This is a genomic window from Pseudoalteromonas sp. 1_2015MBL_MicDiv, from assembly GCF_002407505.1.
GTDB lineage: Bacteria > Pseudomonadota > Gammaproteobacteria > Enterobacterales > Alteromonadaceae > Pseudoalteromonas > Pseudoalteromonas fuliginea.
Window position 1 is genome coordinate 1,850,825 of the sequence record NZ_CP012737.1, and the last position, 19,863, is coordinate 1,870,687.

Annotated in this window: 14 protein-coding genes; 7 read left to right on the forward strand and 7 right to left on the reverse strand. The window is 39.4% G+C overall.

Annotated elements, in window-relative coordinates; translation table 11 throughout:
- Positions 1–1,551, forward strand: a complete 1,551-nt coding sequence (locus AOR04_RS08385; RefSeq protein ID WP_232525524.1) for a LamG-like jellyroll fold domain-containing protein — start codon at positions 1–3, stop codon at positions 1,549–1,551.
- Between the two features lie 64 nt (positions 1,552–1,615).
- Positions 1,616–3,934: a beta-galactosidase gene (locus AOR04_RS08390; protein ID WP_096793030.1), complete on the forward strand. Its 2,319-nt coding sequence runs from the start codon at positions 1,616–1,618 to the stop codon at positions 3,932–3,934.
- Between the two features lie 2 nt (positions 3,935–3,936).
- Here AOR04_RS08390 and AOR04_RS08395 read toward each other — a convergent pair whose 3' ends face one another.
- A complete protein-coding gene (locus AOR04_RS08395) occupies positions 3,937–5,397 on the reverse strand; it encodes a helix-turn-helix transcriptional regulator (RefSeq protein WP_096793031.1) in 1,461 nt (486 codons plus the stop codon).
- 252 nt (positions 5,398–5,649) lie between these two features.
- Between AOR04_RS08395 and AOR04_RS08400 the strand changes: the two genes are divergently transcribed.
- The gene (locus AOR04_RS08400; protein WP_096793032.1) at positions 5,650–7,062 is read left to right on the forward strand and encodes a sulfatase-like hydrolase/transferase; all 1,413 of its coding nucleotides are present in this window, start codon (positions 5,650–5,652) and stop codon (positions 7,060–7,062) included.
- Between the two features lie 15 nt (positions 7,063–7,077).
- A complete protein-coding gene (locus AOR04_RS08405; RefSeq protein ID WP_442960150.1) occupies positions 7,078–8,520 on the forward strand; it encodes a sulfatase family protein in 1,443 nt (480 codons plus the stop codon).
- Between the two features lie 62 nt (positions 8,521–8,582).
- On the opposite strand, the gene AOR04_RS08410 is transcribed toward AOR04_RS08405, so the two are convergent.
- Complete coding sequence (locus tag AOR04_RS08410) at positions 8,583–10,538, reverse strand: CRTAC1 family protein (protein ID WP_096793034.1); 1,956 nt, start codon at positions 10,536–10,538, stop codon at positions 8,583–8,585.
- 291 nt (positions 10,539–10,829) lie between these two features.
- Here AOR04_RS08410 and AOR04_RS08415 point away from each other — a divergent pair, with 291 nt between their 5' ends.
- Genes AOR04_RS08415 through aldA form a run of 3 tightly spaced genes read left to right on the forward strand, consistent with a single transcriptional unit; the run spans position 10,830 to position 14,101 of the window.
- Positions 10,830–11,852, forward strand: coding sequence for a zinc-dependent alcohol dehydrogenase (locus AOR04_RS08415; RefSeq protein WP_096793035.1), 1,023 nt, complete (start codon positions 10,830–10,832; stop codon positions 11,850–11,852).
- Between the two features lie 31 nt (positions 11,853–11,883).
- Positions 11,884–12,648 (forward strand): 2,5-didehydro-3-deoxy-L-galactonate 5-reductase, encoded by a 765-nt coding sequence (locus AOR04_RS08420; protein ID WP_096794108.1) that lies wholly within the window; start codon positions 11,884–11,886, stop codon positions 12,646–12,648.
- 4 nt (positions 12,649–12,652) lie between these two features.
- The gene (aldA, locus tag AOR04_RS08425; RefSeq protein ID WP_096793036.1) at positions 12,653–14,101 is read left to right on the forward strand and encodes an aldehyde dehydrogenase; all 1,449 of its coding nucleotides are present in this window, start codon (positions 12,653–12,655) and stop codon (positions 14,099–14,101) included.
- Between the two features lie 80 nt (positions 14,102–14,181).
- On the opposite strand, the gene yfaE is transcribed toward aldA, so the two are convergent.
- The 5 genes from yfaE to ubiG all read right to left on the reverse strand — a co-directional run bounded on the left by yfaE (position 14,182) and on the right by ubiG (position 19,736).
- The gene (gene yfaE / locus AOR04_RS08430; RefSeq protein WP_008139206.1) at positions 14,182–14,454 is read right to left on the reverse strand and encodes a class I ribonucleotide reductase maintenance protein YfaE; all 273 of its coding nucleotides are present in this window, start codon (positions 14,452–14,454) and stop codon (positions 14,182–14,184) included.
- Positions 14,454–15,584: a class Ia ribonucleoside-diphosphate reductase subunit beta gene (gene nrdB, locus AOR04_RS08435; RefSeq protein ID WP_096793037.1), complete on the reverse strand. Its 1,131-nt coding sequence runs from the start codon at positions 15,582–15,584 to the stop codon at positions 14,454–14,456. Before nrdB ends, yfaE begins: the two co-directional genes overlap by 1 nt.
- Positions 15,585–15,650: 66 nt before the next feature.
- Entirely contained in the window at positions 15,651–17,933 is a 2,283-nt protein-coding gene (nrdA, locus tag AOR04_RS08440) for a class 1a ribonucleoside-diphosphate reductase subunit alpha (protein WP_096793038.1), read from the reverse strand.
- A gap of 412 nt (positions 17,934–18,345) precedes the next feature.
- Entirely contained in the window at positions 18,346–19,026 is a 681-nt protein-coding gene (locus AOR04_RS08445; RefSeq protein WP_096793039.1) for an HAD family hydrolase, read from the reverse strand.
- Positions 19,026–19,736, reverse strand: coding sequence for a bifunctional 2-polyprenyl-6-hydroxyphenol methylase/3-demethylubiquinol 3-O-methyltransferase UbiG (gene ubiG / locus AOR04_RS08450; RefSeq protein WP_007376602.1), 711 nt, complete (start codon positions 19,734–19,736; stop codon positions 19,026–19,028). The genes AOR04_RS08445 and ubiG overlap by 1 nt, the downstream gene beginning before the upstream one ends.
- Positions 19,737–19,863 lie beyond the last annotated feature (127 nt).

A 19,863-nucleotide genomic window follows, 5' to 3' on the forward strand; every position in this document is an offset into this window, starting at 1 on the left:
ATGACTGAACAAATGACGAAGCACCAACAACAGCTATTAGCCGCGTATTTGGCTGGCGAAGATGTTGCCGACGAATTGCTTGAAGCCTGTCAGCATGATGTTAATTTACTTGCACAAGTGAGTAAATATGTGACGAGTGAACGTTTATTAAAAGCACATCATCAATCGGATACGCGACCAGACAATTTTACCCGCAGTGTAATGGCAAAACTAAGCGAGCAACAAAAAACGATTCGGCCGAAAAGTACAATGAGCTGGTTTTCAAGCCCGTATGCGCTTGCTGCAAGTATTATGCTTTTTGTCAGCGTTATATTTTTGGCAGAGCACTTGGACTACACAAATAAGTTTGCTGAAGTCACAAAAATGACTGCTTCGCACAACGCTAATTTTTCTGTTGGCAGTCAATTAGGTCAAGGAGATATTATTCTTGAGCATGGTTACAGTGAAATTTTACTCGAAAATGGCGTGGTACTCGTTTTAGAAGCGCCGGTTAAAGTGAACTTGCAATCCAGAGATAAAGTAACGCTTCATCATGGTAAGTTAGTGGCCCGAGTACCACAAAATGCAATTGGCTTTAGAGTTGATACCCCAAGTTCAGAGATAATAGATTTAGGCACAGAATTTGGCGTCGAAGTGTCTAATAGCGGTGAATCTCAAGTACATGTGCTCGATGGTGAAATAAAAGCGCGTGGCAATAAAACGCAGTCTTATCAACATGTGAAAAAAGATCAGGCATTAGCGTTTGATTTAAATCACCAAATTACCAGCTTTGTTAGCGTACCTTCTGATTTTATGCGTGTATTACCTGGAGACTCAATAGAGGAGCCTCACTTATTACATTGGTCATTTGATGATAAGCAGCAACATAATTATCTCTCCATCGGCCGTGGTATTGATGGGCAGCAGTATGTAGCCAAAGATAAATCACCTATTGATGAACCGTTAACAGAGGTAGCGGGTGTATATGATAAGGCAATTAGCTTTAATGGTGAAAATAATTGGTTAGAAACACAGTACCCTGGTGTTGGCAGTGATAACCCCAGAACGGTCGCCTTTTGGCTCAAAGTACCTAGTGATTTTTTACCTGAAAATGCATACGGCATTGTGAGCTGGGGATTACAGCAAGATTATTCAGCGTGGCAAATTTCCCCTAATCCAGAGTTAATTGACGGGCCTTTAGGTAGGATCAGAATAGGGACCTATAATGCTCAAATTGTGGGTAATACCGACTTGCGAGATGATGAGTGGCACCATATTGCAGTGGTTTTATACGGTGGACTAAAGAGTAACTTAGCGACACATGTTTTGCTATATGTTGATGGTAAGCTTGAAAAAACGCAGAAAAAGTCAATCGCTAAAGTCGCAACAAATTTACAGCACCCAGCCTCTCGGCCACTGACGATAGGCAAAAATATTGGTTACATAGAGGGTGCGACACATGAGAAGCAAATGTTCTTTAAAGGCGGACTCGATGAGCTTTATGTAGTAGAAGCGGCATTGAATCAACAGCAAATAATTCAACTAATGACTCATAACCAGTTAAATGAATAAAAATATGTGTCAGAGTGCGTTTTCATAACATTACCTATTACTCGTTAAAGTATAAGGTAATAAAATGAATAAAATAATTAGATGCTTATCTATCTTTGTATACTCAACGTTAGTTTTAAGCGGTGAAGGTGTTGCAAGGGAATTTGACTTGCAACACGATAACAAGACTATTTTAATTGACGATTTTGAGCACGCTAGTAACAGTTATAAACTAACAAATAAAAATATAAAAACGACACAAGTAATTAAAAATAAAAATAAAGCATTAGAGCTTTCGTTTTCCACTAAGCATAAATTCTCTGGGATCACACTCAAACCGAATAAGTTATGGGATCTGAGTGTTTTGGGCAATAGCGCTTTATTTTTCGATGTTTCAAACGTAAGCGACTTTCCAGTGATGCTCAGTGTGAATATCACAGGTAAAGATAAACAAGTCCAAAGACGCACAATTGGGCTAACAACTAACGAGCACGCTACATTATATTTTGAGCTCAACTCCCAGACTTTAAATGTTGATACAGGACTCAGAGACACTCCTGGTAGCTTTAAAACAGCCGCACGAAAAATGATCTTGAGAGGCGCTAAACTCAATGTAGATTTTAGCCAAGTTGAAAGTATCGCTATCTATACAGAAACTCAAATAAATCCAACGGCTGTAACCGTCGATAATTTACGATTCGAAACGATACCCGATGCAAAACCAGATTTTTTAACAAACATCGTCGATAAATTTGGTCAATCTACACAGGTCAACTACCCGTTAAAGGTCAGTTCTGAACAACAATTAAGAGCAATCGCAAATAAAGAGTTAAATGATTTGTCGAAAGTAACCCCGCGGGCGGATAGAAGTAAGTTTGGCGGTTGGAAGCAAGGGCCTAAGTTAAAGGCAACAGGTTTTTTTCGTACGGAAAAAGTAAATGGCAAATGGGCGTTAGTTGACCCCGAAGGTTATTTGTTTTTTTCCTCAGGTATTGCCAACGCGCGAATGGCTAACACAACAACATTTACAGGTGTAGATTATCGCGATGATGCGGTCAGAGCGCGTGACCCTGATGATGTAACGCCAGAAGATTCAAAGGGCTTAAATAGTAATTTAGCTAAATATCAAAAATCAGCCTACATCGCTTATCCAGACCGAAGAGCCATGTTTAATTGGCTACCACAGTATAATGATAAGTTGGCAAATCACTATAGTTACAAGCGCTCATCTCATCTTGGACCAATCCAACATGGGGAAGTTTTTAGCTTTTACCAAGCAAATTTAGAACGTCGTTATGCTCAGCAATACCCAGATTCTTATATTGATAAATGGCGCGAAGTAACCTTAAAAAGAATGCAAGATTGGGGCTTTACTTCATTTGGGAATTGGACCGATGCTAGTTTTTATAATAATCAACAAGTTCCCTATTTTGCGAATGGGTGGATCATCGGCGACTTTAAAAGGTTGAGTTCTGGTTTTGATTATTGGGGAGCCATGCCTGACCCTTTCGATCCTGAATTTGTTAAAAGAGCTAACATAACCACTCAAGTTATTGCTCAAGAAGTACAAAATAACCCTTGGTGTATTGGGGTGTTTATTGATAACGAAATGAGCTGGGGAGGAGAGGGCTCAACAACCTTACGTTATGGCATTGTACTTGATGCACTATCTAAAACGACTGGGAATAGCCCGACCAAATCAGTGTTCAGTGATATGTTAAAACAAAAGTATAAAACCATTAGCCAGCTAAATAAGGTATGGAATAGAAATATTAAGTCATGGAAGGTATTTGATAATACTGGCGTTAACTATAAAAAAGACAGTAATTTTAATAACGCTATGATTGCCGATTTGTCGTGGTTGTTAATACGTTTCTCCGATGAATATTTTAAGGTTGTAAATCATTCTTTAAAATCAGTATTGCCTGACCATTTATATATGGGCGCGAGGTTTACTTCTTGGGGGACATCGCCAGAAGCTCGCTGGTCTGCTAAGAAGTATGCCGATGTGATCAGTTATAATTATTATCGTGAAGGACTAGACCCGATGACATGGGATATGTTGAAAGAACTAGATATGCCTACGATTATTGGGGAATTTCACATTGGTTCAGGTGATACTGGTCAACCGAATCCAGGCATTATCCATGCTGCTAATCAACGCGATCGTGCTGATATGTACAAAACCTATATGAAAACGGTTATTGATAATCCGTATTTAATTGGTGCTCACTGGTTCCAATATATTGATTCGCCAATTACCGGTCGGGCGTATGATGGCGAAAATTATAATGTTGGATTTGTAACAACAACAGACATTCCCTATCCAGAGTTAGTTGAAGCGGCTAAACAAGTTCATAAATCGTTGTATCAGCAGCGTTATGGTGATGTGAAAATTAAATAAACTCATTTAGCAGCCCTCATTGATGATTTTAATTGGCATTGTTGTTGGTATTCTTTTGGTGATAACTCGGTGTGTTTTTTAAATACTGTTGAAAAGTACGCTGAGTTATTAAATCCTACCGCATAGGCTGTTTCGGTGACTGTTTTAGTTAACAAGAGTAATTTAGCTTGGTTTATCCTCACATCAGCTAGATATTGATTAATCGTTGTTGCCGTTAATTGTTTAAAAATTTTCATTGTGTGAGAACGGCTCGCACCCACAGCACTGACAATATCTACAATGGATATATCATGGTGGTATTGCTCAATAATATACGCTTTTACTTTATCAACCAGCTGCATGTCAGGGGTGTTACTATTTAACTGATTAATTGCGTGGTGTAATACTGTGATCACTTGATGCAGGGCACTATCAATATTGATGATAGTGTTAGCATCATCAAGGTGATTACCGATATTCTCCAGTTCACCAAGTAATGCTTTACTATTTCCGCAATGAAAAATGACCCTATCAAATATCATAAATGCGATTTCTTTTGCCCTGATCTGATAACAGCTTAACGAATTGTCACAGTAAATTTTTAGCTTAACTAATAGTTCGTCTAACTTGGTCGCTGTTAAATGTGGATTAGCAGTGCAGATAATCTCAAGTAGATCAGCACGCTCTTTCAGTGGATATGCTTTATTCAATTTGTCTAGGTAATATTGGCTAAAGTCGCGATTATTAGCTGCTGTAAATTGCGCTATGGCGAGTGCATTTTGGTGTTCTGTGTGTTGTTTAATTTTATCATTAGTAAATTGAATATCGTTATAAACCGCCCAGCTCCAAATTAGTGCACTTAAGCTTGCACCAACATAGTAAATCACCCACAGCTCAAATGCGTTGCCAATGCACATAAAAACACTCAGTGTAAGCGCGCCATAAACATGGGTTGCAACATACGCTTTGAGATTTGTTTGTAATAGTAAAATACAAGGGAGTAATAATTGCACGCTGATTAAAAGCAATTGGGATGAGTAAATATGCTGTGCGTTTATGTTTTCTAACTTAACTAACCAAGGTAGCTCATTGGGACTGTAAAAATATAAGGGGGCTGCACAAAGGAAAAAGCACGACCATGCAATCCCTAGTATAACGGGTGCTATTAATAAGGGTTTTGGTAATTGCAACTTAGCTTGTGTTAATAGTGCATAAAGTAAGCAGGGGGTGCCAATACTAAAAAGCAAAATGTTTCTAAAAAAATCATACCATCTTTTCCCTTCATTAAGTGGCATTACATTAATAATTGGGCCGCATAAAAAAAGAATAAAACAGATTATAAAAGCGCAATAAAAAGGGTAGGCATCACCAATGCGTTCGCGCACAAGCGTAAAATAAATGAGTACCATAATGAAAATGTTGGCAGCCGCAAATGGGATCACCGTACGTAAAAATATATCCCAGTTTAATTCGGTGTAATACATAGCTATTTTTTATTTTTATAAGGCAAGAACCAAAACAATAGTGGTGATGGGGGTTACAAGTCAAGCTTTGTTAACAATTTACTTTTTTAGTATGGTAAATTTAAATTACCCCTCTTTTAGTCTGTTGATTAATAATGAAAAGATTATTTTATAACTCGTTATGGAGGATATTGAATGCAGCAAAACCAACACTTAATTTAAAGTAACGCATTATTTAAATATCAATTTAGATGTTTGTTATAAAGGGACTATATGCGTATTAATTTAAAATCTGTCTATTGGTTATTGCTGCTTAGTGTATTGAGTAATGTATGTTACGGCGAGGAAAAACCTAATATATTGCTGGTTATTGCGGATGATGCGGGTTATCACGACTTCGGTTTTCAGGGCAGTGAAGTAATGCAAACGCCAACAATCGATAAGTTGGCAAGTCAGAGTGTTGTATTTGAGCAAGCCTATGTTACAGCGGCTGTGTGTGGGCCTTCACGCGCGGGCTTGTATACGGGGAAATATCAGCAAAGATTCGGTTTTGAAGAAAATAATGTGCCAGGTTATATGAGTAAATCAGGCTTCACTGGCGACAAAATGGGCTTACCTCTTACTCAAGTTACTATGGCCGATCACCTCAAAGAACTGGGTTATCACACGGGATTATTTGGTAAATGGCATCAAGGTAATCACGATGATTATCATCCAACTAAGCGTGGCTTTGATAACTTTTATGGCTTTCGTGAAGGTGCGCGTGGTTATTTTGCATACAGTAATGAGGAACAACAAGCTTACCCTTCCCAAAAGATGGAGCGAGACTTTAAACACTATATTGAACACGAAGGGTACTTAACAGATGCACTGGCGACTCAAACCAGTCATTTTATTGGTCAATCCGTCGTCAATAAACAACCTTTCTTTGCAGTACTATCGTTTTCAGCGGTGCATGCGCCGATGCAAGCAACGAATGCTGATTTAGCTCAATTTCCACATTTAACAGGTAAGAGAAAAATATTAGCTGCGATGAATTTTGCTATGGATCGCGCTATTGCTGTCGTATTAGATAAGCTTAACGCACTTAAAATTAGTGATAACACTCTAGTGGTGTTTATTAATGATAATGGCGGACCGACTGATCAAAATTATGCCAATAATTATCCATTAAGTGGTACTAAAGCCAATCATCTTGAAGGCGGGATCCGAGTACCTATGTTATTAAAGTGGCCAAAAAGGCTTTCAAGTAATAATACGCGCTATACGTATCCGGTGAGTTCACTCGATTTATTACCGACTTTTATTCATGCTGCTAATGGCAAAGTGACTGAGCAGATGCAGCTCGATGGCGTTGATTTGATGCCATTTTTATTATCAAAGAGCACACAACGACCTCATCAAACCTTGTACTGGAAAAAGGAATCTCGAGCCGCTATTCGAGACAAAGACTTAAAGCTACTGCGTTTTCCTGACCGGCCCGCTGAATTGTACGATCTTTCTGTCGATGTATCAGAGAACCATAATTTGGCATCGTCGCAGCCAAACCAAGTAGCGAACTTGATGAAAAAACTATTCCAGTGGGAACTAACACTAGAAAGACCTTTATGGCAATTAAAGCGTGAATACGAAGGTCATGCAATGACACGTATGGATAGCTATCGCATACATCAAAAAAATAATTAAAAAGAGGATTAAATAATGAGACGACACGTGTTATTGATACTGATAACTATGTTTATGAGTATAAACAGTTTTAATGTCAATGCCAGCGAGCAAAAACCAAATATAGTGGTGATCCTCGCCGATGATTTAGGGTATGGTGACTTAGGGTTTACTGGTTCAAAAGAGATTAAAACACCTAATATTGATGCATTAGCGAGTAATGGCACCCGCTTTAAAAATGCGTATGTGACACACCCTTACTGTGGTCCTTCACGTGTAGGCTTACTGACTGGGCGTTATCAAGCGCGTTTAGGTATGGAAAACAATGTAAGTTATATGCCACAAGATAAATATATGGGACTACCACTATCTGAAAATACCTTTGCTAATCGTTTACAAGACGTTGGCTATCATACATCGGTATTTGGTAAGTGGCACTTGGGTGGCGCACCGCATTTTCAGCCTAATAAGCGTGGCTTTGACTATTTCTATGGTTTTTTAGATGGCGGGCATAATTATATGCCTGATCAAGTGACGGTTGGCGGAGATGGTTATTCACTGCCGCTGATGCGTAACACTCAAGTAACCGAATTTGATGAATATTTAACGACAGCGCTTAGTCGTGATGCAGTGAAGTATATTCACCGACAGCAAGAATCGCCATTTTTTATGTATTTATCTTACAACGCACCTCACACGCCACTACAAGCACCCGCTGAATATATTGAAAAATATAAGCATATTGAAGATGAAGACCGACGTGTTTATGCAGCCATGATTGATGTTATGGATGAAGGAATAGGTATGGTAGTCGATGCACTTAAAGACATAAATCAGTTAGATAATACACTTATTATCTTTTTATCGGATAATGGCGGAGTATTTCCTGAAAGCTGGCAACCGACTAGCGATTGGGCTGACAATTCACCTTTTAGAAGAGGTAAAGTGGCTTTACTAGAAGGCGGGATCCACGTTCCTTTTATCGCTCATTGGCCAGGGGTAATTCCTAAAGGCGAAGAGTTTACTGGTTTAGTATCGTCACTTGATATTGCTGCAACCTCAGTTGCACTAGCGGGTGCTGATAATAAGAAATTAGATGGTGTTAATTTACTGCCATTTTTACAAGGCACTAAACAAGGCAGCCCACATCAGGCGTTATTTTGGCGCTTAGAAGAGGCACCGAATATTTATGCTGTACGTACCGCTGATTATAAATATATGAACCAACCACTACCGAATGTAGGCCGTAGTTTTTTTGATATGAAAGCGGATCCGTATGAGCAACATAACTTGGTTGATACATTACCCGCTGAACAAGCGAAATTAGCCAAGCTGTGGAATGAGTGGAATAAGCACAATACAAATAATGTATTGCAGCAATCATGGGAATACAAAGCACAAATAGATAAGTTTTTTGAGCAGTTAAATAAGCAGAATATTGAACAGGCAAAACAAATCCCAAATTACATTATCAAGTAAATATAATAAGCCCCCTGTCGTTATTCGCTTAATTAAGGGGGCATGAGAGTTGCGGCTATGGATTAGTTATTTAAGTTACCAACACTTATCAATTGATCTGTAGGTTGTTTATTTAAATGCTCAGAGCTGCCATCTCGCCATGTAACAATAACTGATGAGATTGAATCTGCCTGTGCTAATCCAAAATGTACAATATTAAGTAAGCTTTGCGAGTGGGTAGCACTTTGTGAACCAATAACTTGATATTGGCTCGCAGTTGCTGTTTTAATTTGTACTTTTGCACCATATGGATCAACCCCACTTTTTGAGTACCCAACTCGAATAAGGGTGAAGTGTGCGTGACTTAACTCTGTGGTATTTTTATATAAATGCCATTGGCCGTTATCTTCATCTCCGCTTAGTAGGTCGAGTTTTCCGTCTAGGTTGAAGTCAAATGCGGCTCCCATATCGCCATGTGAGTCTAAGCCACGTTCGGTATCGGCGTTATGAGTGATTGTTGCTTTAAAGTTGTAATCACCTTGGTTAATGAGTAAAACATCGGCAACTCGCTCTTTTAGTTCACCAAAGCGATAGACCATAAAGTCTATTTTTGTGTCGTTATTAAAATCGCCAGGTACAACTCCCCAGTTATTACTGTTTGTTAATGCTGGTAATTTAGATGAAATATCAACTAGCTTACCATTATCGTTACGTAGTAATACATCAGGAAGGGCGAGATTTTGTGGTTGCCAATCGCTTTGATAGCCTTTTACATTTTTGAATGATGCGCGTACATCCCATGCAAGGTTATCGGTAAGTACCCATTCTACTCGCCATCTATTATTCCCTAAATACCCAATGTACCAGCCAGTTTTATCAAGCTTAGTTGGAAACCCGCGCGCTCTTTTCTGGCTAATGGTTGTGTTTTTATTGGGTGTATTTATTAATTCTTTTTTCTCGCCTATGTATACATCCATATGGCTTAATAGCTTGGCACGCGGGAAGTGATAAAAGTCACTTAGTATAAGGCTTCCTGAGTTTGTGTTGTCGGTAATGAGTGTTATGCCATCGTGACTTTTATTACCTTCATCACGCAGGTCTAGTCGTTTGCTACTTTTATTAAACGATAGACTGTTATTAGCGATAGTGTAGCTTAGCTTTCCGCGAGCAAGGTAGTAGTCCATATCGCCGTCGTTATCTATATCAGCTTGCGCAACTGCGAGCGTGCCTTTGTAGGCTTCACTATTTGCACCTAATAGATCTTGAGTGGTATTGGCGAAGGTAAAGTCGTTATTACCTTGATAAATAGCTAAATTGTTGTATCCATCAAAAGCAAAAATATCGAGTATGTTATCGTTATTGTAATCGGTTAATAATACACGCTCGGCTTTTATATTTTCAAAAGTAGCTGATGGGTGATAAGTAAATTTTCCATTGCCGATATTTTCAAAAATGATATTACGAGGGGTGTTTTCGTGAATTAATTTTTCGGCGTTTACTTGGATAAAATCAAGATCACCATCGCTATCTATATCAACCCAGCGCACAGAACGCCCGCGAGCCCCCATTTTAGATAAGCCAGCTTCAACGGTTTTATCTTCAAATTTACCATTATTGTTTTTAAGTAGTCGCTGGGGTTGAGGTGTAGTGCCATTTCCACCACCTAGTGCAATAAGTACATCGAGATCACCATCGTTGTCGTAATCACCGGCCGACATACCGTGTAGATCTGCTCGTGGAAAAATATCGTTTTGTAGTGTGTATGTGCCATCTCCATTTGCCATAAATAAACGAATAGGAGTGGTGTCGTGATTTGTTAGCAGCAGGTCATAATGACCATCACTGTTTATATCGGCAATGGTAGGGCCGCCATATTTCCAGTTTTTTTGTGTTATTAAGCCAGCTTGTTCAGAGACATCAGAAAATACAACGTTGTTACTTGTTTGGCTACTAGGCGTTTGTGTGGTTTGGCTGCATCCCGCTAAGTTCATAGCGCTAATTATCACTAAGCTAAAAATTGATTTTTTGTTTTTAATCACTATTGTGCCTCCTTACATTGTGTTGATTGTTAACAATATAGATTGAAAGTAAAACATACAAGTAAATTTTATTACCCAAGCCTTAATGTTTTTAACTGACTCGCTTTACTGCTCTGAAGTTATATTAAATATTAAGAGTGGCTTTACAAATTACATACCTAGGTGTAAATTGTTAACAATAAACCATATCAAAGGTGTGATAGTTCACTTTGATATTCCTCGTATCGTCATTGTTTTAATGATGCATTACTTGGTCACTATTTAATTAAACATTCTTGAAGGTATAAAAATATGCAAGCTGCACAATATATAGGTAACAAGTCATTTAACATTGTTGAAGGCACATCTATTAAACCTAAAGCGGGTGAGATTAGATTGAGTGTTGGATACGTTGGGATTTGTGGTACTGATATGCACATATACCATGGTGTGATGGATCAACGAGTGTCTATTCCGCAAACAATTGGCCATGAAATATCAGGTGTTGTTGCAGAAATAGGTGAAGGCGTTGAAGGCTTTGCTGTCGGCGAAAACGTGGTAGTACGTCCACTAGATTGGTGTGGCGATTGTCCTACGTGTAATGCAGGGCATACGCATATTTGTCAAAACTTAAAGTTTATGGGAATAGATACGCCAGGTGCTTTTCAGTCAAGCTGGACAGTTAAAGCGCGTACTTTGCATAAATTACCAGCAGGCGTTGATTTAAAACAAGGCGCATTAATAGAGCCGTTATCGGTTGCGTGCCATGATGTACGACGCTCGCGCTTACAAGCGGGTGAGAAAGTTGTTGTGCTTGGTGGCGGGCCAATTGGGCAATTAGTTGCTGCGGTTGCTAAAAGTGTTGGCGCAGAAGTACTCGTGTCTGAGCCTAACGAAAGCCGCCGTGCTTTTGCCGATGAGCTAGGTGTTAAATCGGTTAATCCCATTGAAGAAGATTTAGCTGCCTATGTAGATAGCTGGACGCAAACAAAAGGTGCTGATGTTGTATTTGAAGTATCAGGCGTAAAACCCGCAATAGAGGCTATGACTGAAATAGCAGGGCGCCGGGGTCGTATAGTCATGGTGGCTATTCACAGTGTTAAACCTGAAATCGATTTATTTCAATTCTTTTGGAAAGAGTTGGAGTTATTAGGTGCACGTGTATACGAAGCGGCCGACTTTGATTGGGCTATCGAATTAATTTCATCGGGCCAAATAGATCTTAAACCTTTTATTAGTTCGGTTAGTTCGTTAACTGATATTGGTAGTGCATTTGCGAGTATGGATGGAAATCCAGAAGGTATGAAAGCGCTTGTTGAATGTAAACCACAATAATAAAAATTATAAAGGTATGAAAATGAATAATATGTTAGAAAAATTTAGTTTAGAGGGCAAAGTAGCCCTTGTTACAGGTTGTAAGCGCGGTATTGGTAAAGGTATTGCTCTAGGTTTAGCACAGGCTGGCGCTGATATTATTGGTGTATCTGCAAGCTTAGAGCTTGAAGACTCTGAAGTAGAAAAAGAAGTTAAAGCACTTGGCCGAAATTTTAAAGCCTACCAATGTGATTTTGGTGATCGTGATGCGCTTTATTCGTTTATTAATGATGTAAAAAGTGATTTTCCAAAAATTGATATTTTAGTCAATAATGCAGGTACAATCCTTCGTGCTCCTGCGGCTGAGCATGGCGATGATTTATGGGATAAAGTGATTGAAGTTAACTTAAATGCTCAATTTATTTTAAGCCGCGAAATAGGCAAACAAATGATAGAGCATGGCGAGGGTAAAGTTATTTTCACGGCTTCTTTGCTCACTTTTCAAGGTGGTATTACAGTACCAGGTTACGCAGCTAGTAAAGGTGCTATTGGGCAATTGGTTATGGCGCTTTCTAATGAATGGGCTGGCAAAGGCATTAATGTAAATGCGATTGCGCCAGGTTACATTGATACCGATAACACTGAGGCATTACGCAATGACAAAGAGCGTAATGCAGCCATCTTAGCGCGTATTCCACAAGGTCGATGGGGAAATCCTGAAGACTTTAAAGGGCCTGCTGTGTTCTTGGCTTCTGAGGCTGCTAGTTACGTAAACGGCGCTATTTTATTGGTTGATGGCGGATGGATGGGGAGATAGTTCAATGAACTTTCATAATAATGTGAATTTTATAAATGGCGAATATGTTGCTTCTAAAGCAAGTGGCACGATTGAAATATTAAGCCCATCTACAGGTCAAAAAATTGGTGAAATACCAAAAGGCTGTATAGAAGATGCGCAGTATGCACTTGAATCAGCGAATGTAGGGCAGAGAAAGTGGGCTAAATTGACAGCTCGCACACGTCAAAATATATTGCGTGTGTTTGCTAATAAAATTCGTGAAAATAAAGATATTCTTGCGCCAATGCTTGTTGCAGAGCAAGGTAAATTACTATCAGTTGCACAAATGGAAGTCGACGTAACAGCGACTTTTATTGACTATGCATGCGACCATGCACTTACTATTGAAGGCGATATTTTACCTTCAGATAACGATGATGAAAAAATATACATTCATAAAGTGCCACGAGGCGTAGTTGTGGGTATTACTGCGTGGAATTTTCCGCTGGCATTGGCTGGTCGTAAAATTGGACCTGCGTTGATCACAGGTAACTCTATTGTATTAAAACCTACTCAAGAAACACCTTTAGCAACCACCGAGCTAGGTCGTTTAGCAAATGAAGCGGGTATTCCTGCTGGCGTGCTAAACGTTATTAATGGATCAGGTTCTGTTGTTGGCCAAGCATTGTGTGAAAGCCCAATTACTAAAATGATCACCATGACAGGCTCTACTGCTGCAGGTAAGCAAATCTACAAAACTAGCGCAGAATACATGACGCCTGTAATGCTTGAACTTGGCGGTAAAGCCCCAATGGTTGTTATGGCCGATGCCGACCTTGATGAGGCTGTTGAAGGTGCGCTTTGGGGTCGTTTTGCTAACTGCGGGCAAGTATGCACCTGTGTTGAGCGTTTATATGTTCAAGAGTCTGTGTACGATGCGTTTATGGCTAAATTTATACCAGCTGTAAAAGCACTTCGTGTTGGAGATCCTATGAACCCAGATACGCAAATGGGTCCTAAATGTAATCAACGCGAAATAGACAACATTGATCACATAGTTCAACAAAGTATTCAACAAGGCGCTTCTGTCGCCACTGGTGGTAAAGTTGCTTCTGTTGAGGGTTTTGAAGGCGGTTGTTGGTACGAACCCACGTTACTTGTAGACGTTAAGCAAGATAACATTGCAGTGCACGAAGAAACTTTTGGCCCAGTACTCCCTATTGTTAAAGTTAAAGATATGGAGCAAGCGATTGAATACTGTAACGACAGTATTTATGGCTTAAGCGCTTATATATTTACGCAAAACTTTTTCGATATTAATAAAGCCATTAACGAATTAGAAGTGGGTGAAGTTTATATTAACCGTGGTATGGGTGAGCAGCACCAAGGTTTTCATAATGGCTGGAAACAGAGCGGCTTTGGCGGCGAAGATGGTAAATTTGGTCTAGAGCAATATCTAGAGAAGAAAACCGTTTATTTGAAAGAAAAATAATACTCCAAAATTTAGCCGTAATGCAGCTTAAGCAAAAAGCCAATAATGTTTTCATTATTGGCTTTTTATTTGTCAGCAGATTACTTTAAATTAATACTTATATCGCCATTGGGTTTACAGCAGCACAACAATATTTCGCCTTCTCGTACAAACGCAAGTGGCTCTTCGTTATACTCAACACTGCCAGACACTAAAGTAGCTCTGCAAGCTCCACAGTAGCCTTCACGGCATTGGAATGCGACGTCTATTTTCATGGATTCTAAGCAGTGTAAAAGAGAAGGGCAGCCAGTATTAAATTCTATACACTGGCTGTTTTCTGCAAGCGTTATGCTTGCAGTCGACTTGTCACTCATTATAAATCAAAATCACCAAATTCTGATGCATCAACTTGAGAGTCTATTTGACCAACAAGGTATGAGCTTATTTCTGCTTCTTGTGGTGCGACTTGTACATTATCAGACACGAGCCATGAGTTGATCCATGGAATAGGGTTACTGTTGTTTTCAAACTGTGCAGGTAAGCCAATCGCAGTCATACGGGCGTTGGTGATGTATTCAACGTACTGACATAAAATATGTTTATTTAAACCAATCATTGAGCCATCTTTAAACAGGTATTCTGCCCATTCTTTTTCTTGCTCTGCGGCTTCAACAAACATTTTAATTGCTTCGTCTCGGCACTGAGCGGCAATAATCGCCATTTCTGGGTCGTCTTTACCGTCTTGCATAATATTTAAAATATGCTGAGTACCCGAAAGATGCAGTGCTTCATCGCGCGCAATAAGCTTGATGATTTTAGCGTTACCTTCCATCAGTTCACGCTCAGCAAACGCAAACGAACATGCAAAGCTTACGTAAAAACGAATCGCCTCTAAAATATTTACCGACATCATTGCAAGGTAAAGTTTCTTTTTAAGCTCAAATAAATTCACGATAACGGTTTTACCGTTAATTTCGTGTTTTCCTTCACCGTATAAATTGTAAAGTGATACAGAGTTAATTAGGTCATCGTAATATTTTGTTACCGCATCAGCACGTTCGCTAATTTTATCGTTGCTAACAATGTCATCAAAAATAAGCTCAGGTGCTTGTGTTACGTTACGGATAATATGTGTGTATGAGCGGCTGTGAATTGTTTCACTAAACGCCCATGTTTCTATCCATGTTTCAAGTTCTGGTAGCGATACGATAGGCAGTAGGGCTACGTTTGGTGAACGCCCTTGTACACTATCAAGTAATGTTTGGTATTTTAAGTTACTTAAAAATATGTGCTTTTCGTGATCTGGTAATGCCTGAAAGTCTAAACGGTCTTTACTTACGTCCACTTCCTCAGGACGCCAAAAGAAAGACAATTGTTTTTCGATTAGCTTTTCAAAGATAGGGTACTTTTGTTGGTCGTAACGAGATACGTTAACTGTTTGGCCAAAAAACATTGGCTCTTGCATTTGGTTATTATGGTTTCGGCTAAAAGTAGTATAAGACATGTTTATCACTCAAAAAAACTATCAGAAAAAGCGGGCTAAATGCCCGCTTAAAATAAAAATCAGCAGTTATATTTTACACGCGCCGCCTTCACAATCATCATCTTCCACTTCTGGAGTGTCTTCTTGTGAATCTGATGCGCCATCACGGGTGTTGTGATAGTACAACGTTTTAACGCCCAGTTTGTATGCGCTCAGTAAGTCTTTTAATAAGACTTGCATAGGTACTTTACCGCCTTCGAACTTGTTTGGATCATAATTTGTGTTTGCTGAGATTGTTTGGTCAACAAATTTTTGCATTATGCCTACAAGCTGTAAGTAACCATCGTTTGATGGGATATCCCATAATAACTCATAGTTATTTTTTAAGCGTTCATACTCAGGAACTACTTGTTTTAAAATACCATCTTTGCTTGCTTTAACACTAATATGACCACGTGGAGGCTCAATACCGTTTGTAGCGTTAGAGATTTGCGACGATGTTTCTGATGGCATTAACGCACTTAATGTTGAGTTACGCATGCCGTGCTCTTTAATGTTTGCACGTAATGTATCCCAATCAAGATGAAGTGGTTCATCACAAATCTTATCTAAATCACGTTTGTACGTATCAGTTGGCATAATGCCTTGATAGTACGTTGTTTCGTTAAACTTAGGACATGCACCACGCTCTTTAGCAAGCTCGTTAGATGCTTTCATCAAGTAGTATTGAATCGCTTCAAATGTTTTGTGAGTCAGGGCGTTCGCGCTGCCATCTGAATAACGTTTACCGTTTTTAGCTAGGTAGTATGCGTAGTTAATTACACCTATTCCTAACGTACGGCGTCCCATAGTTGCATTTTTAGCAGCCGGTACAGGGTAGTCTTGGAAATCAAGTAAGTTATCAAGTGCACGTACAGCAAGCTCAGCTAATTCTTCAAGCTCATCAAGTGATTCTATTGCACCTAAGTTAAACGCAGAAAGTGTACAAAGGGCAATTTCGCCTTCTTCGTCATTTACGTTATTAAGTGGCTTAGTTGGCAATGCAATTTCTAAACATAAGTTAGATTGGCGAATAGGCGCAACTTTAGCAATGAACGGGCTGTGTGTATTACAGTGATCCACATTTTGTAAGTAAATACGACCAGTACTTGCACGTTCTTGGGCAAACATAGAGAAAAGCTCAATGGCTTTGATACGCTTTTTACGGATAGACTCGTCTTGTTCGTATTTGACGTAAAGCGCATCAAATTCTGCTTGGTCTTCAAAAAATGCATCATAAAGGCCAGGCACATCTGATGGGCTAAATAACGTAATGTAATCGTCTTTAATTAAACGAGAATACATTAATTTATTAAATTGTACGCCGTAATCTAGGTGACGAACACGGTTGTCCTCTACACCACGATTATTTTTAAGTACCAGTAGGTTTTCTACTTCTAGGTGCCAAAGCGGGTAGAACAATGTTGCAGCGCCGCCACGTACACCACCTTGCGAACAACTTTTAACCGCTGTTTGAAAGTGCTTATAAAAAGGAATACAACCAGTGTGATACGCTTCGCCATTACGAATATGGCTACCTAGCGCACGAATTCGACCTGCGTTAATACCAATACCCGCACGTTGTGAAACGTACTTAACAATAGCTGATGATGTTGCATTGATTGAATCGAGGCTGTCGCCACATTCAATTAATACACATGAGCTAAATTGACGAGTAGGGGTACGAACACCAGCCATTATTGGTGTAGGCAATGAAATCTTAAATAACGATACCGCATCATAAAAACGTTTAATGTAATTAGTACGCGTTTCACGTGGGTAGTCAGCAAATAAACTTGCCGCTACTAAAATATATAAAAACTGTGCGCTTTCGTAAATTTCACCTGTTACACGGTTTTGAACGAGGTACTTACCTTCAAGCTGTTTTACAGCAGCGTAGCTGAAGTTAAGATCGCGAGAATGATCAAGGTACGCATCAAGCTCATCTAACTCTTGCTCTGTATAATCTACTAATAAGTGAGCATCATAGCGTTTGTCTTCAACCATTTTAGTTACATGATCAAATAAACGTGGTGGCTCAAATTGGCCATAGGCTTTTTTACGTAGGTGGAATACAGCTAAACGCGCTGATAAATACTGGTAATCTGGCGATTCTTTTGAAATCTGATCTGCAGCTGCTTTAATAATGGTTTCGTGAATATCTTTGGTACGAATACCATCGTAAAATTGAATGTGTGATTTTAATTCAACTTGTGAAACCGAAACGTTATTTAAACCTTCGGCGGCCCATTCAATAACGCGATGGATCTTATCAAGATCAAGCGGCTCTTTACGCCCGTCACGTTTGCTTACAGATAACTGTTGGTTCATAGCTTTGCCTGTATTCCTTGGGGATTATGTATTTTGACCAATGTTTACACCTCAAATTAGCAAGGTGTAGTGCTCATTTATTATAGGTTTCACCAAATTAGTGAATTTAATTGAATAACATTTGGCCACAATATCTGGTGTTGTTCAATTTAGAGATCACAAGATAGTGTGGTCTGCATTGTTTTGCAAGGGACATAATTGCCCCTGTTTGTGGATAACTTTGGGATAACGCATTTGTGTTAGTAGACACTCACCTTCGAACAATCATTTAAGTTGAAATATGCAAAAATCAACTAATGATCTGCTAAATTTACGCATTTTAAAAATAAATTTTGACTGCTTTTTTTATCAGCAAGCTTTGCCTAAAAACTAACACAATCACAATATATAGTGTTTATTAATTAACATAGCACTATATATGGTTAAAACCATCAATTGGACTTAGCCAGTTTAAATTGGCTTTCCAGCTTAATGCCTCATCTTCACTGGGAATGTAACCCCAAAGTGCAGTCGCGGTATGCATACCTGCTGCTTTGCCTGCTTGTATGTCACGCTGTGCATCACCAATGTATAAACAACGCTTTGGCTGTACTTGCATAAGCTTTGCACAATGTAGCAGTGGTAAAGGTGATGGCTTAGCCTCTGCTAAAGTGTCACCACTTATTACTACACTGGCATTTTTTAAAGCAGGAATAGCTGCAACTAAAGGATCGGTTAAAAACCCTGGTTTGTTAGTCATGATCCCCCATTTGATCTTTTTCTGATCTAGGGCGATAAGTAACGATTCAACTCCGCTGAAGCAGCGTGTGTGATTTGCTATGTTTGCAGCGTACTCGTCAACTAATTGCTTTATAAGCTCGTTTTGGGGTTGTTTGTCCCATAACGCTTTAAAACCAGCCTCTAATAATGCGCCAGCGCCGTTAGATGCCGCAGGACGGTATATATCACTACTAACAGGCTCTATTTTATTGCTAATAAGCACCGCGTTTAAAGCGGCACCTAAATCATCAGCAGTGTCGAGTAGGGTGCCGTCTAAATCAAATAAAAATGCATCGTACTCAATAAGGGGATGGGGGGCTTGAGAGTTAGCCATTAAGCTAACTTCTCAAAATAAAGTATGTAATTTACGCTAACGTCGTTATTAAGCGTATATTGCTTTGATAGTGGGTTATAAGAAAGGCCTGTACTTGCACGAACTTTTAAACCCGCTTGCTCTGCCCATGCAATGAGCTGTGCAGGTTTTATAAACTTTTTATGGTCGTGTGTACCTTCAGGCACCATTTTTAAAAGCTTTTCAGCACCAACAATAGCGTATAAGTATGCTTTAGGTGTTTTGTTCAGGGTTGAAAAAAACACGTCTGCGCCTGGTTTGGCTAATGCGGCTACGGCATGAATGATAGATGCTGGGTCGGGAACGTGCTCAAGCATTTCCATACAGGTTATTACATCAAAGCGCTCTGGATTTTGTGAAGCAAACTCTTCTGCAGGCACTTTTATATAATCTACATTTACGCCAGTTTCTAAACTGTGCAACTTAGCAACAGTTAAAGGCTCTTGCCCCATGTCGATGCCAGTTACTTTTGCGCCCATGCGCGCCATGCTTTGGCTTAAAATACCGCCACCACAGCCAACGTCGAGTGTTTCTTTATCGAATAAACCTTGCGTTTTGTTTGCTATAAAGTCTAAACGTAACGGGTTAATTTCGTGAAGAGGTTTGAATTCTCCGTCTAGGTCCCACCAACGCTCGGCGATGGCTTCAAATTTTGCTATTTCTGCGTGATCTACATTTTGATGTTCGGTCATAAAATACTTCCTCGTCAATCTGAGGCCATTATATAGGGCTAAATTGGTAAATCGCAAAGTTTTGCGCCTGTAAATTAAAATTAATTGTGATAGCATGGCTGTTAGAAATAATAACAATACTCTTAAT